Annotated in this window: 19 protein-coding genes; 13 read left to right on the forward strand and 6 right to left on the reverse strand. The window is 58.9% G+C overall.

Annotation, left to right across the window (positions count from 1 at the left end; all coding sequences use genetic code 11):
- Nucleotides 1-140: 140 nt before the first annotated feature.
- The 8 genes from rdgB (at nt 141) to KF885_01255 (ending at nt 5,986) form a co-directional block, all read left to right on the forward strand.
- Nucleotides 141-755 (forward strand): RdgB/HAM1 family non-canonical purine NTP pyrophosphatase, encoded by a 615-nt coding sequence (gene rdgB, locus KF885_01220; GenBank protein ID MBX3047774.1) that lies wholly within the window; start codon nt 141-143, stop codon nt 753-755.
- A gap of 7 nt (nt 756-762) precedes the next feature.
- Nucleotides 763-1,191: a PaaI family thioesterase gene (locus KF885_01225; GenBank protein ID MBX3047775.1), complete on the forward strand. Its 429-nt coding sequence runs from the start codon at nt 763-765 to the stop codon at nt 1,189-1,191.
- 59 nt (nt 1,192-1,250) lie between these two features.
- Nucleotides 1,251-1,754, forward strand: coding sequence for a hypothetical protein (locus tag KF885_01230; GenBank protein MBX3047776.1), 504 nt, complete (start codon nt 1,251-1,253; stop codon nt 1,752-1,754).
- Between the two features lie 3 nt (nt 1,755-1,757).
- Complete coding sequence (locus tag KF885_01235) at nt 1,758-1,934, forward strand: hypothetical protein (protein ID MBX3047777.1); 177 nt, start codon at nt 1,758-1,760, stop codon at nt 1,932-1,934.
- Between the two features lie 231 nt (nt 1,935-2,165).
- Complete coding sequence (locus KF885_01240; GenBank protein MBX3047778.1) at nt 2,166-2,993, forward strand: hypothetical protein; 828 nt, start codon at nt 2,166-2,168, stop codon at nt 2,991-2,993.
- A 28-nt stretch (nt 2,994-3,021) separates the two neighbouring features.
- On the forward strand, nt 3,022-3,846 hold the full coding sequence (locus tag KF885_01245; GenBank protein ID MBX3047779.1) for an SH3 domain-containing protein: 825 nt from the start codon (nt 3,022-3,024) through the stop codon (nt 3,844-3,846).
- 91 nt (nt 3,847-3,937) lie between these two features.
- Nucleotides 3,938-4,675 carry a hypothetical protein gene (locus tag KF885_01250; GenBank protein ID MBX3047780.1) on the forward strand — a complete coding sequence of 246 codons (738 nt, stop codon included), beginning with the start codon at nt 3,938-3,940 and terminating at the stop codon, nt 4,673-4,675.
- Nucleotides 4,676-4,774: 99 nt separating this feature from the next.
- Nucleotides 4,775-5,986 carry a tetratricopeptide repeat protein gene (locus KF885_01255; GenBank protein MBX3047781.1) on the forward strand — a complete coding sequence of 404 codons (1,212 nt, stop codon included), beginning with the start codon at nt 4,775-4,777 and terminating at the stop codon, nt 5,984-5,986.
- Between the two features lie 66 nt (nt 5,987-6,052).
- Here KF885_01255 and KF885_01260 read toward each other — a convergent pair whose 3' ends face one another.
- Nucleotides 6,053-6,262, reverse strand: coding sequence for a cold-shock protein (locus tag KF885_01260; GenBank protein MBX3047782.1), 210 nt, complete (start codon nt 6,260-6,262; stop codon nt 6,053-6,055).
- 152 nt (nt 6,263-6,414) lie between these two features.
- Here KF885_01260 and KF885_01265 point away from each other — a divergent pair, with 152 nt between their 5' ends.
- On the forward strand, nt 6,415-8,097 hold the full coding sequence (locus KF885_01265) for a HAMP domain-containing protein (GenBank protein MBX3047783.1): 1,683 nt from the start codon (nt 6,415-6,417) through the stop codon (nt 8,095-8,097).
- Here KF885_01265 and KF885_01270 read toward each other — a convergent pair.
- Nucleotides 8,086-8,607: a hypothetical protein gene (locus tag KF885_01270; protein ID MBX3047784.1), complete on the reverse strand. Its 522-nt coding sequence runs from the start codon at nt 8,605-8,607 to the stop codon at nt 8,086-8,088. The two genes, KF885_01265 and KF885_01270, sit on opposite strands and share 12 nt — an antisense overlap.
- On the reverse strand, nt 8,604-9,455 hold the full coding sequence (locus tag KF885_01275) for a hypothetical protein (GenBank protein ID MBX3047785.1): 852 nt from the start codon (nt 9,453-9,455) through the stop codon (nt 8,604-8,606). Before KF885_01275 ends, KF885_01270 begins: the two co-directional genes overlap by 4 nt.
- Between KF885_01275 and KF885_01280 the strand changes: the two genes are divergently transcribed.
- A complete protein-coding gene (locus KF885_01280; GenBank protein ID MBX3047786.1) occupies nt 9,415-9,546 on the forward strand; it encodes an SWIM zinc finger family protein in 132 nt (43 codons plus the stop codon). The two genes, KF885_01275 and KF885_01280, sit on opposite strands and share 41 nt — an antisense overlap.
- On the opposite strand, the gene KF885_01285 is transcribed toward KF885_01280, so the two are convergent.
- Together KF885_01285 and KF885_01290 are read right to left on the reverse strand one after the other, a co-directional pair.
- Nucleotides 9,523-10,080, reverse strand: coding sequence for a sigma-70 family RNA polymerase sigma factor (locus tag KF885_01285; GenBank protein MBX3047787.1), 558 nt, complete (start codon nt 10,078-10,080; stop codon nt 9,523-9,525). The genes KF885_01280 and KF885_01285 overlap by 24 nt on opposite strands.
- 111 nt (nt 10,081-10,191) lie before the next feature.
- On the reverse strand, nt 10,192-10,560 hold the full coding sequence (locus KF885_01290) for a response regulator (protein ID MBX3047788.1): 369 nt from the start codon (nt 10,558-10,560) through the stop codon (nt 10,192-10,194).
- 209 nt (nt 10,561-10,769) lie between these two features.
- Between KF885_01290 and KF885_01295 the strand changes: the two genes are divergently transcribed.
- The 3 genes from KF885_01295 (at nt 10,770) to KF885_01305 (ending at nt 12,796) form a co-directional block, all read left to right on the forward strand.
- Complete coding sequence (locus KF885_01295) at nt 10,770-10,988, forward strand: cold-shock protein (GenBank protein MBX3047789.1); 219 nt, start codon at nt 10,770-10,772, stop codon at nt 10,986-10,988.
- Nucleotides 10,989-11,235: 247 nt separating this feature from the next.
- Nucleotides 11,236-12,042, forward strand: a complete 807-nt coding sequence (locus KF885_01300) for a hypothetical protein (GenBank protein ID MBX3047790.1) — start codon at nt 11,236-11,238, stop codon at nt 12,040-12,042.
- Between the two features lie 79 nt (nt 12,043-12,121).
- On the forward strand, nt 12,122-12,796 hold the full coding sequence (locus KF885_01305) for a hypothetical protein (GenBank protein MBX3047791.1): 675 nt from the start codon (nt 12,122-12,124) through the stop codon (nt 12,794-12,796).
- Nucleotides 12,797-12,852: 56 nt separating this feature from the next.
- On the opposite strand, the gene KF885_01310 is transcribed toward KF885_01305, so the two are convergent.
- Nucleotides 12,853-13,050, reverse strand: a complete 198-nt coding sequence (locus KF885_01310) for a hypothetical protein (protein MBX3047792.1) — start codon at nt 13,048-13,050, stop codon at nt 12,853-12,855.
- Nucleotides 13,051-13,170: the final 120 nt, after the last annotated feature.

Raw genomic sequence — 13,170 nt, forward strand, 5'->3', positions numbered from 1 at the left:
TTGCAAAGGATTCTGAATAACTTGGGAAAAGTATAACAAAAATTGCAAAATAGTCAACAAGCAACCGCACATACAGCGCTGTAAGGCGAAACCACCCCCGCGCGTGGGGTGATGCCGCAGAATGGCTTAGAATGCAAGCCATGAGACGACTTTTGCTGGCCAGCGGGAACCGCGACAAGCTGAGTGAGCTGACCGCCCTGCTGGCGGATGTGCCCGTGCAGCTGCTGACGCCGGTCGACGTGGGCCTGGACGACCTGGATGTGCTCGAAGACGGGGCCGACTATGCCGCCAACGCGGCACTGAAAGCGGCGGCATTCTCGCAGGCCAGCGGCCTGCCCTGCCTGGCGGACGACAGCGGTCTGGAGGTGGCGGCGCTGGGCGGTGCCCCGGGCGTGCACTCCGCCCGGCTCAGCCCGGGCGACGATGCTCAGCGGCGCGCCCGGTTGTTGGAACTGCTGGCCGGCCACCCGCAACCCTGGACGGCGCGCTTCGTCTCCACCGTGTGCCTGGCGCTGCCGGGCGACCCGCAGCCGCAGCAGCACTTTGCGCAAGGGGAGTGCCGCGGCGAGATCGTGGCCCAAGAGCGCGGTGTGGGCGGCTTCGGCTACGACCCGATCTTCGTAGTGGCCGGCACCGGGCGCACGATGGCCGAGTTCAGCTTTAGGGAAAAGAACAAGCTCAGCCACCGGGCAGATGCCGTGACCAAGATCAAGCCCCAACTGCGCGCCGCCTTTGGTTTAGACGGCACTTTATAATGAAGCCATGCCTACCTTAGACAAAGATACTTGGCTGGCGATGGCGCGCGAAGGCCACGCCCGCTCCGCCTTTGGCCGCCTGGGCGGCGAAGTGCTGGATGTGGACGAAGACAGCCTGACCCTGCGCCTGCCGATCACCGATGCCCTGCGCCAGCCTTTCGGGCTGCTGCACGGCGGCATTAGCCTGTTCTTGATCGAGACCGCAGCCAGCAGCCACGCCGCCTTTGGCGCCGACCTGGAACTGGCGCGCCCGGTGGGCATCGAGGTCAGCGCCAGCCACCTGCGCTCCGCCACGGCGGGCACGCTGCGGGCCACCGCCCGCCTGCTGCGCCGGGGGCGGACGCACGCCGTGCACGAGGTGGATGTGCTGCTGGAGGAGAGCGGGGAACTGCTCTGCCGCGGCCGCATGACCAACTATTTCAAGCCGGTGGAGTAGCAGCGAGCGAGCCGTTATAATCCTCTTATTATTGCCCCCATCACAGAGGTGACCGCAGCATGAGCTATGAACAAATCTTGGAAAAAGCGGCGGCCGAAGGCGCCATCCGCGCCTACCGGCTGAGCGACAATACCGCCTTTGTGTACCGCCTGAAAGACGGCGGATATCAGGCCCGCGGCCTGACCGCCCGAGAGGGCGCCTGGGACTTCTCCCCGCAGCTGGTCAGCCAGGGCGGCACGATTCACCGCAGCCAAGACGGCTGGGGTTGGGTGGCGGGACTGCCCAAACGCGCCACTCCGATCGACAACGAAGCGGCCAAAGCCAACCCCGGCTATTCGCAGCTGGTTTTGCAGCAATGCTACACCTGCAAGCAGTTCCGGCCTGCGGCCGATTTTGAGCGCAGCGGCGCAGACGCCGACCCGCGGCGTGCCTGGGAGTGCAATGAATGCTACAGCCGTCGCCAGCGTGAAACCAGCGCTTACGAGCAGGCCAGCGCGCGCAAGGGCGACTTCTTGGACAAAGACACCTACGCTTCTCCCCCGCCTCCCGAAGGGAAGATCTGACCCATGCTGCGCAAACTGCTCGCCCTTGCGATTGGCCTGCCCGGTCTGGTCTTCTTTGCCCAGGGCGCCGGGTTATTTACGGCAACAGACAGCGTGATGAACAATGACCCGACCTGGGCCGTGATCGGCGTGGTGCTGGCTATCATCGGCTTGGTGCTGTGGCCGCGAGGGCGCAACTAGCCAGAGCGCTCAGCTGCCCCGACCGTTGTCCGGGCAGCGGGGGCTGCTCAGGCGGCGCATCGCAAGGCACCAACACGCTTGGTGTTTGGGCCGGGCCACCGCTCTTTATGTGACTAAAAGCCCTCGTAACACATTCCCTTGTCTCTCGTATTCCAAACAGCATCACGATTGGCCAGGTAAGCGTGCTTTACCCGGCATTTTGCGTGTATAGTTATCTGGAGGAAGAGAAAAATGAAATTTCGTCAAATAATCCCGATTGTATTCATCCTGGGCGCCCTGCTGTTGCAAGCCTGTGCTGCCGCCTCCAGCGAGGGAGCCATCCAGACCGGCATCGCTCAGACGCTGCAAATCTCTGATCTGCAGACGCAGGCGGCTGCGGCCAACCTGCCAGCTGACACAGCCACGCCGCCCCCGGCCGAAGCAGCCAGCGCTACGCCTGTGGTGGACACAGCCACCCCGCCCCCCATTGTTTCGGTGAGCGAGAATACCAACTGCCGGCGCGGTCCAAGCACTTTTTATGACCAAGTAACCATCCTGTATGCAGGCGAAGAGGCTGAGGTTATCAAGACCTATGACGGCGACCACAACTATGTGGTCATTCAAATTCCGGACAACAACGCTGACTGCTGGCTGTGGCTGCGCTACGCCGACCCAACTGATTTCTCGGCCTATGGCTTGCCGAAGGCCACACTGCCCCCCACCCCGTTGCCCACAGCGACCGCCACCCCAGTGTCCTATTGGCCGGGCAGCTGGAACTTCCGCGTGTATCACGGTGGCGTGGAACGCACCGGCACGATCAGCTGCAATGTCAGCGGTTCCACCCTGACCTGTTCTGGCGTGGGCAACCCCGGAGCGTTCAGCTATGTGTTTAGCGGCTCGATTGCGGCAAACAAGCTGTCTGCCAGTGGCACATACAGTGGCACCGGCAGCGGCAACTGGGCCGCGGAGATCAAGTCTGGCAACACGAACCAGTTTGTGGGCAACCTGGATATGGGCAGCTGGGAATTCTGCGGCTGGCGCTCGGGCAGTTCCATGCCCGCCCCTTGCCAGTGGCCGTAAGATCTTTCTCTAGAGGAGAAGCGGTTCTATGAAGCTTCGTTTGGTTCACTTAGTCATCGTGCTGTCCGCAGCGCTGTTGTTGCAGGCCTGCGCGCCAGGGTCCAATGCTGCGGCGATCCAAACCGGCGTGGCGCAGACCCTGCAGATCGCCGAGCTGCAAACCGCCGCGGCCGGCGCACAGAACACAGCCACGCCGCTGGTACCGCCAACCGAGGCCGGTGAGCCGACAGCTACGCTCTCCCCCACGCCGGCGCTTCCGATGGTGTCGGTGGGCCAGAACACCAACTGCCGCAGCGGCCCCAGCAGCAACTACACGCTGCTGACCACCATCCAGACCGGGCAGAGCGTGGAAGTGCTCAAGGTCTACAATGCCACCAACTACGTGGTGGTGCGCAACCCGGCCGGTTCCGGCGACTGCTGGCTGTGGCTGCAGTATGCCACCCCGGCCAACTTTGCCGAGTGGAACCTGCCGGTGGCCACCCAGCCGCCCACGCCGACCGCCACCCTGACGCCGACCCCGTCGTACGATTGGGAAGGCAACTGGAATATGCGCACGGTCATCCTGGGCACCACCTACACCGGACCGATGAGCTGCACAGTCAGCGGCAATTCGATCAACTGCTCGATGACGCTAAACCCAGGCGCCCTGGCCGTGAGCATTTCTGGCACGTTGAGTGGCTCGCGCCAATCGGCGAGCGGCTCGGTGAATGCACCAGGCAGCGGCACCTGGTCAACCCAAATCAAGGCCAACAACCTCAACCAATTTGTGGGCAAGTTCACGGACGGCGGTGACTACGAGTTCTGCGGCGCCCGGCCGGGCAGCTCACTGCCTGATCCCTGCCTTGGCCCTTAGCCAATCTACATCCCCAACCAATAAAGAGGCGACCTACAACGGCCGCCTCTTTTTGGTTGCGTGCGCAAAAGCTTTCTTGTATAGTGCGCTCATGCGCAAAATGCTATTTTTCTTCCTAATTGTTCTAACTTTACTGCTCAGTGCCTGTGTGCGCAGCGCCACAGACAGCGATAAGCAGATTGCCGATTTGGCCACCGAAATGTCTGCCGCGACGGCAGACGCACAGGTTCAAATGACCCTGGAAGCGTTGTTGAACGCGGCCACGCTGGAAGTGCCGAGCGAGACGCCGGAAGCTACGCCGACTGAGGAGGCCGCCGAACCCACGGCGACGGTGGAACAGGCCCAGCTGACTGCCCTGGCCCTGGCGCTGACCGAAGCCGCCAGCAGTGACGCCACACCCGAAGCTACCGAGGCCGCACAAGCCACGACAGCACCGTCTGCCAGCCCCACAGCCAACCCCACCGCAGGAAGCTGCTATGGCGCCCGCTATGTGTACGACGAGACCTATCCGGACGGCACACGGGTCAATGCCGGCCAGGCCATGCAAAAAACCTGGCGCCTGCAAAACGTGGGCACCTGCAACTGGGTGGCGGGCGAGTACGAGTTGGTCTTTATTGGCGGCACGCGCATGAACGGCCAGAACCCGCTGACGATCACTTTCGGTGTGCTCGCAGGCAACTATGCCAACTTCAGCATCAACCTAGTGGCTCCGGCCGAGCCGGGCACCTACCGCGGCGAATGGATGCTGCGCAGCAAGGGCGGCGATACATTTGGCGTCGGCCCGGACTTCAATTTGCCCATCTGGATCGAGATCATCGTCCGCGGCTAAGCCATCAGATCAAAGAGTAAAAGAGGCGCACGGATCCGTGCGCCTCTTTTTTTGTGCGGTTTGCGGCGCCGGCAATTTTGCTGTACAGTTAGGCCCACTGTGAAACACTATTGGGTCCTTTTAGGCCTCCTGGTCATGCTCTCGCTGAGCGCGTGCAGCGCATTGGATGAGGGGCCGCTGCAAATCAGCCTGGAGTTGCAGCCCAGCTCCACTCCCATCCCGGCGCCAACAGCCAGCGCCACTCCTACGCTGCCCGCCAGCCGTCTGATCGAAGTGGCGCAAGATGCCATCAACCAGGGCCTGTTGAATGAAGCCCTGATCCTGCTGGACCAGGCCCTGGCACAGGATGGCGAGAATGCCCAGGCTTGGCTGCTGCGCGGCAACGCCAACCGCCAGCTGGGCCGGGTAGATGAGGCGTTGAACGATTATGACCAGGCGGTTACCGCAGACATCAACTATGCTTCCGCCTTTCAAAACCGCGGCATGCTGCACTTCGAGCAAGGCAATCACAGCCAGGCACTGGCAGACCTGGCGCGTGCGATTGAACTGAACCCCAACTTCGGCCTGGTGTACCGCAACCGGGCCGCGGTACACACCGCGCTGGGCAACAGCGCCGCGGCCGCCCTGGATCTGCAGATCTACCTGACCTTTGTGCCCAACGCGCCAGATCATGCCGATGTGGAGGCCCAAATTGCCGATCTGCAACAGCAGCTGGCTGCGCAGGCGGCGGCAGATGGCCTGCTCTTCTTCGATGATTTCTCTGACCCCGGCAGCGGATGGTATACCAATGGCGACCCATCTTCCCCGGGTTTATATGCAGGCGATGGCTATGTGTTGCGCGTGACCCAAGGGGTCAGCGGCGGGGCCACCGGCGTATGGGCCATGCCCGGTCGCCTGTTCAGCGACACACGCGTGCAGGTAACGGCCCACAAGCAAACCGGCACGGACAACAACTTTTATGGGGTGCTCTGTCGCATTCAGGGCACCAGCGTCACGGCAAGTTTTTACGCCTTCCTGATCAGCAGCGATGGCTATTACGTGATCGCCAAGCGCATCAACCAAGGCCAACTGGAAGGCATTGGCCAAAGCCAATTGTTGCCCAGCGGGCAAATTCGTCTGGGGACTGAGGAGAACTTGATCGAAGCTGTCTGCGATGGCCCCCGCCTGGCTTTGTACGTGAATGGGGAACTGGTCTTTGAAACCCAGGACAACGCCCTCACCAATGGGCAGGTGGGGCTGATCGCGGGGACTTATGAAAGCACCACCAGCATCTTTTTTGACGACTTTTCGGTCTTTTCCACCGGAAATTAACCGGGCCTAGGAACAGAAAACCCGCCTGTTGGCGGGTTTTCTGTTCTTAGGCTTCAAAAGGCTTGCTTAGATCAGGGTTACGTCTTGGGCCTGAGGGCCCTTGTCGCTGTCGCCAACGACAAACTCAACACGCTGGCCTTCTTTCAAAGAACGAAAGCCATCCATGTTTATCGCGGAAAAATGGACAAAAATGTCGCCGCCAGAATCGCGCTCGAGAAAGCCGTAACCCTTTGCGCTATTGAACCATTTGACCGTTCCTTGTTCACGTTCTGCCATGTTTCTGAAAATCTCCTCTCAACTGCCGGGCAGCCAACCCGGCCACAGCCTGTGCCGATTTTACATAGGATAACCATTTCTGCAAGCAAATGCCTACACCATGTTCATGCAGCAAATCGCCACTGTGGACTACAATGTCCGTGGGGCCAACAATGATCGAGCGTTTACGCAAAGCGTATATTCCTCTTTTCACGCAAATTACCGTCCCCTACATCCTGCTGGCGCTCTTGATCGCGGCTGGGGGGACTTATGTGGTCACGCGGCTCATTTTCCAATCGCTGGAGGAGCGTTTCCTCAACGAGCTTATTCAGACCACCATCATTTCCAAACAAAGCCTGGTGCGCACCGAGGAGAACCTGCTGGCAGCGCAGCGTCTGGCCGGCAACACTGTCGGTGTTGCCCAAGCGATCAGCGCCGGCGATACAGAGTTGCTGCGCGCGCTGGTGGAACCAGGCGCCTTCAACACCGGCTTAGAAGCTTTTGCCATCCTGCAGGCAGACGGGCAGGCATTGCTATCGCTCGGCTTGGATGACGCCGGCAACGGTTATCAGGAGCTGCCGACCCAATCAGCTTACAGCCAGCAGGATTTTGTACGCAAGGCTTTGACCGGCGCTGAGGACACGGCTGGGGATAAGTTCGTGGGCTTGGTGCCCACCCCGGCGGGGCAATACCTTTTTGTCAGCGGACCCGTCTACTCAGCCAACGGGGAGCTGGTGGGGGCGGCGCTGGCGGGCATCTCCCTGAACACTTTGAGCGCTCAGGTGCGCGCCGAGACATTGGCTCAGGTCAGCTTCTATAACGAAAACGGCTTCCCGCTGAGCAGCTCCTTTGAAGAAGCAATGCCTCTTGACCTATTCCAGCTCAATGACCTGCGCACCCACCCGGAAGATGGCGTTTCCCGAAATTTGGGCAGTGCACAATCCGGCCAAAATGAGTTGATCAGCGTTTGGCAGGTCAGAGACACACAGGCTTTAGGCTACCTGGGCGTGGCTCTGGCGCCGCGTTTCCTGGTGCAGGCCAGTCAATTCACCCGAGAAAACACTTTGGTGCTGATGGTGGCCTCGCTGCTGTTGGTGATTCTGATCGGCCTGCTGATCGCCAATTACATCAGCCGCCCAATTCAAGAGCTAAAGCTGGCCGCGCAGCAGATCGCGGCAGGCAACCTGCAGGTCAGCGTGCCCGAGCAGGGCCAAAACGAGATCAGTGTCCTCTCGCAGTCATTTAATGCCATGGCCAAAAGCCTGCGCGGGTCCCGCCGGCAATTGTTCAAGGCCTACAACGAAACCATCGAGGGCTGGGCGCAAGCCACAGACATGCGTGACCACGAAACCGAGGGCCACAGCCGCCGGGTGGCAGACCTGTCAGTGGAGCTGGCCAAAAGCCTGGGGTTGCACGGCTCTGACCTGGTGCACCTCTATCGCGGCGCACTGTTGCACGACATTGGCAAAATTGGCATTCGGGACGAGATACTGCTGAAGCCCGGCAAACTGGACGCAGAAGAGCTGGTCCAGATGCAAAAGCATCCGGTGCTGGCCAAGGATTTCCTGGAAAAGATCGAATTCCTGCAGCCTGCCATGGATGTGCCTTACGCGCACCACGAACGCTGGGACGGCAGCGGCTATCCGCGTGGCCTAAAGGGCACGGAAATTCCGCTGCCTGCGCGCATCTTTGCGGTGGTGGATGTGTGGGATGCGCTGACCAGCGACCGGCCCTATCGCCGAGCCTGGAGCCAGGCTGAAACCTTGGCCTATATTAAAGAACAAAGTGGCAAACACTTTGATCCCGCTATGGCGCAAGCTTTCTTGGAATTGATGGAGCCTACGTCAGGGAAATAACGGCGGCAAGATAGGCAGCAAGGTCGGGATAATGCCCACCACTGTCGGGATCACATTGACAACAGTAGGGACCACATTGACCACCGTGGGCACAACGCCAATCACCGTTGGAACCACGCCGGCAATTGTGGGTACGGCACCCACCAAGGTGGGAACCACGGGCAGCACGCTGCCACTGGTCTCAGTCGGCTGACCAGGGGGCAAAGGCGTCGCCGTGGCGGTGGCCGCAGCCAAATTAGGCGTCTCGCTTGGGGCGAACCCGCCAGCCTCTGCATCGCGCTGAGCTTCTTCAATAATGCCCGGGTTGATGGCCGGAAAGTTCAGGCCCGGCATATTCCGGCCATAGTTTGCGGTGTAGCCTGCCTTGATCGAGATACCCGAGACGCGCCCTAGGCGCAAGTGAGGCGGTTGGGTAATGGCCAGGTTTAACAGCGCCCCCAACACCACAAAAATCGGCACCAGGTAGCCGAAACGAACCTCCAGCCGCTTTCCCCTATTGGACTGGCTCATTTTTTGGTGCCGAAAAGACCTTTGATAATGTCTAAAGTGGTGTCTAAGGTGTCATCCACTGCATCACTTAGAATCGGAAGAACCCCCCGATTTGCGGGGGTCTCTTCTTTCGGAGAAGCAAGGATGGGGAACACTGTCGGGATGATCTCGCGCAAAGGACCGGCAGTAGCGGTGGCGACTATAGCCTTGTCTGCCGGGGCAGCACCGGAGGCCTCAGGCGTTGCGGGTGTGGGGGTGATGGCCGGCGCAGGGTTAGTGTTGTTCAACGGCTGGAAAAGAAGCTCAAACAGCTTTTCACGCAAATCTGCCTCAGAATTCACCAGTAACTTTTCCAGAGTATCTTGCTGCACCAGCAATACCTGATTCAACCAAGCAGTCAGTTGAGGATCGTCTTTGGCCGCGCTGCGCAGCTGCTGCACCGTTTCGGCGTACAGATTAATGCTGATCTCTTCCAACTCAGCCTGACCTTGAACGGCCACGAGCTCTTGGACACGGCGGTTGGCCAAGGCTGCATCCGCTCGCACAGGGTCGCTCTGCAGGTTGCGCCACACCTGCTCCGTGGTTAGTTTCACAGGATACAGAGGGTCACCTGGCAAAGCCGATTGGGCCAGCGCCGCCCCGGTGCTCACCAACGCGAGGACAACCACCCCCAGGCTGGTTGCCAAACGCAAGAACCCTGAAGAGAACGCGGGGCGACGCCGCGGGCTGGCGCGCATGTATCCATGCAGCATGGCGCGGGTCTGCATGCGGAATTCTGGGCGGGGTTTAAACTCGCCGAGCTCCTGCACTTGAGCCGCGGCCGCCAGCATGGGTCGCAATTGCTCTTGCAGCTCGGGGTGGCGCTGCAAGCATTGCTCCACAGTGGCTTCGCCTGTGCGTAATTGCTCCAAACATTCTTCCAGAGCAATATCCAGCTTAGTTACCATTCTTCTCCAATAGTTTTGCCAGGGCTTGTAAACCGCGCATTTGAAGAGCCCGTACTGCACCCTGGCGTTTACCCAGGCTCTTAGCGATTTCTTTTGTACTTAACCCATGAACGAGTTTCAAGGTCAGCACGTTACGCTGATCCCGGGTTAGCTCTTGCATGCAATCCATAACTTGCTGCACTTCAATACGCAGGCCAACTTGCTGCGAAACGGGAATAGCGCTCTCGTCGTGTGTGTTAACCACCGCCTCAAGCGGCGCGGTTTCCTTGCGGGTGCGGTAGTGGTCAACCACAGCATTGCGTGCGATGCGGAACAGCCAAGCTCTAAAGGGTACCCCGCGGAACTGATAGCTGCCCAGTTTTTCCCAGGCGCGCATAAAGACGTTCGCAGCGATATCTTCTGCAGTTTGCTGATCTTCAACCCGCAAAAAAATAAAGCGATAAATGCTGTCTATGTACTCGTCATAGAGCGCGGCAAAGGCTTGTTCGCCGCCATTCATCGCCTCGCGTACCAGCTGGTCTTCCTGGATTTGTGGTGTCTCTTGCAAGCTTTCCTTCTTAACCTAACGTTAGCCTGCGCAGTATACCTGTTTCGCCATAAATGAACGAACGATTAATTAACAGGCATCTCCCCGCTCTGAACGCGCACATAGTCGCCGCTAGACTAAGGATAATTGTTCCTCAACCACTTGCATAAACGCACTAAGCCGGTAAGGCTTAAAGATGTAGGCGTGGAATTGCTGGCCTTGCAGACCCTGCTCGATCACTGCGCGGGGTGCGGCCGTGCAGGCCACCACCCGAATGCCAGCCGATGCGTTCTGCGCCCCCAAGCGGCTCAGAAAGGTGCGAGCGTCCATGTCTGGAAGCCAATAATCATAGAGAATCAGCTCAGGCGAAAATTGAGCCACCAGTTCCAACCCCTCATGCGCGCTCTGCGCCAGGCAAACCTCATGGGCATAATTCCGCAAAATTTGGGCCGCGATTTCAGCGCTGTCGGGCATATCTTCCACTACCAGAACTCTAGCCATCCCTCACCTATTCAAGAACTTGACGGTAGCACATTCAAGTACAGCAAGAGCTAACAACTTTATTAGGCTGACTTGGAGGTTATGCGCGCGTTGACACGCAAATCTGCGCATGCTAGAATTTTTGCGGTGCTAGCAGCTCTCCTTTGCGCAGTAGCTGTTCCAACTGATCAGGACCTCTAGCAGAATTTGAAGAAAGGAGGACCGAGATCATGGCGGAACGCGTTACCGGCACGGTAAAGTGGTTTAATGCCACCAAAGGCTTTGGCTTCATCTCACCCGATGACGGCGAAGATGTCTTTGTGCATTTCAGTGCGATCGTAGGCGATGGATACCGTAGCCTGGATGAAGGACAACGGGTGGAATTTGTGATCGTCCAGGGACAAAAAGGTCCCCAGGCTCAGGACGTCACTCCAGTAATGCAAATGTAACTTTAAAAGCGCAGCCCAATGGCTGCGCTTTTTTTATTCAATTGGAAGTCCGCTGGGCAAGCCAAAATGGGCTCACTGCTGGTGATGCGAGAGAGGTTTTCCCGACATATGAGTAAAAGATTATACAAACTCAGGGCATTTACATTTACATTGACATCTGCTTTTGCAGAAGCTATTATCAGCTCGCTCAGCCCTGGCAGGTGCCCTGGCGCCGCCCACCCCTGAAAGCGATCGGAGTTTGCCTGAGATGAAGAAAACCTGGATTGTATTGCTTACTGTATTTGCCCTGACCCTGGGTGTGGTTACCCCGGTTATGGCCGCGGCCACCTATGATCTAAACGTGCACAACGACACGGAAGGCACCGTAAAGATCACCCTGACCGGCCCCAAGAACTATAGCTTTGATGTGGAGCCCGGCAAGCTATTAAAGACCGTGGAAGAGGGCACCTATAAGTACACCTATACGGCCTGTGGCGGCGAGAAGGTGAGCGGTGAAATCACCGTAAATTCCTCGCTGCAGTGGCTGGTGATCCCGCCCTGTTCCGCTCCTTTGGAGTATGCCAAGTTCACAGTCAGCAGCCGCATCCCGAGCCAGGTAACTGTCAAGTTGACCGGGCCGGCAAGCTACGACTTGGCTATCTCTCCTCTTGAGAACAACCGCTTCCTTAGCCTGGCAGTCGGCAACTACGCCTATTCCTATGAGGCCTGCGGCGGCACCTATGGTGGCGAGGTTCGTATCCTCAAAAACGGCACCGGCAACCTGATCATCTACCCCTGTGAAGTGGTGGATGTGAAGCTGGCCCAGTTGGCCTCGGATCCTGACCAATTTGGCAGCAGCAATCTGCGCATTGGCAGCCATTACAGCTTCCCCATCCGCATCACGCTGATTGGCCCCACCAGCTATTCGGTGGTGGCGTCTCTGGGTATGAACCGCTTCAATGTGTTCCCGGGCACCTATGATTACTACTATTCCGCTTACGGTATCGCCCGCAGCGGTACGGTGACCGTCGGTGAATCCGGCGCCTGGGTGACCATCAGCCCGCTGCGTCCCTAATCCCCTCACCAACTCCAAAGAGGCGCCCAAGGCGCCTCTTTCTTTTTAACCCTAAACCAGCGCATATAATCTGTTTGCCATGGCCCGCGGACGCCGTCTTTTTCGACTTAAGCACATCACTCTGGACCCACAAACCGCGGCCAAATATTTGCTCGACCTGCCTGCCGAGAGCCTGCGCCATGATCCCCTCGCCCACCCGCCCCTGAGCGCTGAAGCGCTCTTCGGTGACAGTCGGCCGCTGGCGGTAGACGTAGGTACAGGCACCGGGGAATACGTGGTGGAGCTGGCCGCTGAGGATCCGGGCACGAACTTCGTGGGCATCGAGGTCTCGCACCGGCTGGCGACCTATGCCGCCCATCTGGCCGCCCGGCGCCGGCTGGACAACCTGCGCATTGTACGCGCCAACTTCAGCCTGCTGCGGCCGTTGCTGCCCGCAGCAGGCTGGCAGCGCGCCAGCCTGCACTTCCCAGATCCGGAACACAAGCGCAGGGACCAAAAGCGCAGCCTGTTCCGCCTGGGGTTTTTGGATGCCATGGCGCACGTTTTGACGCCCGGCGGGGAGCTGAGCATTGCCAGCGACAAACACGACTACTTCTTAAGCATGCTGGCTGAGGTGGAACAAGACCAACGCTTCGTGAAGACGCATCCCGAAGCCTACTTGCTTGGGGTGCAGGGCCTGCACAAATCTCGCTTCCAGCAATTCTGGGAGCGCAAGGGGGTTACACCGGCCCAGGTGATCTTGCGCAGGGTGTAGGTTAAAAACCAACAGCGCAGCAATGCTGCGCTGTTGGTGTGCTGCGGCCTAAAAAGCTAAGAGCTCTTCTTAAGCACGGGCAGGCCAGTGGCCATTTCCGCTACGGTATAGCCGGCGGGCACGGCGTCAATTGCGCCTTCCTTGATCTCCTTGGAGAAGAAATGCAGCGTGCGCGGCTTGCCGTTCTTACTGGTGCGCGTCTGGGCGTGCAAGTAATACTTCTGTCCCTTGGAATTTGTAAATTCGTATGCCATGCTAGTACTCCTTATAGAGGTTATAGAGCTGAGTACTGATTAACCCAACATACGCGATTCTAGCACCCTAAACAAACGAACTGCAATCAAATTTGAAAGCGAAAAAGTTCGCCTTTTAGG

Source organism: Anaerolineales bacterium, assembly GCA_019637805.1.
In the GTDB taxonomy this organism is placed as follows: Bacteria; Chloroflexota; Anaerolineae; order Anaerolineales; family UBA11579; genus JAMCZK01.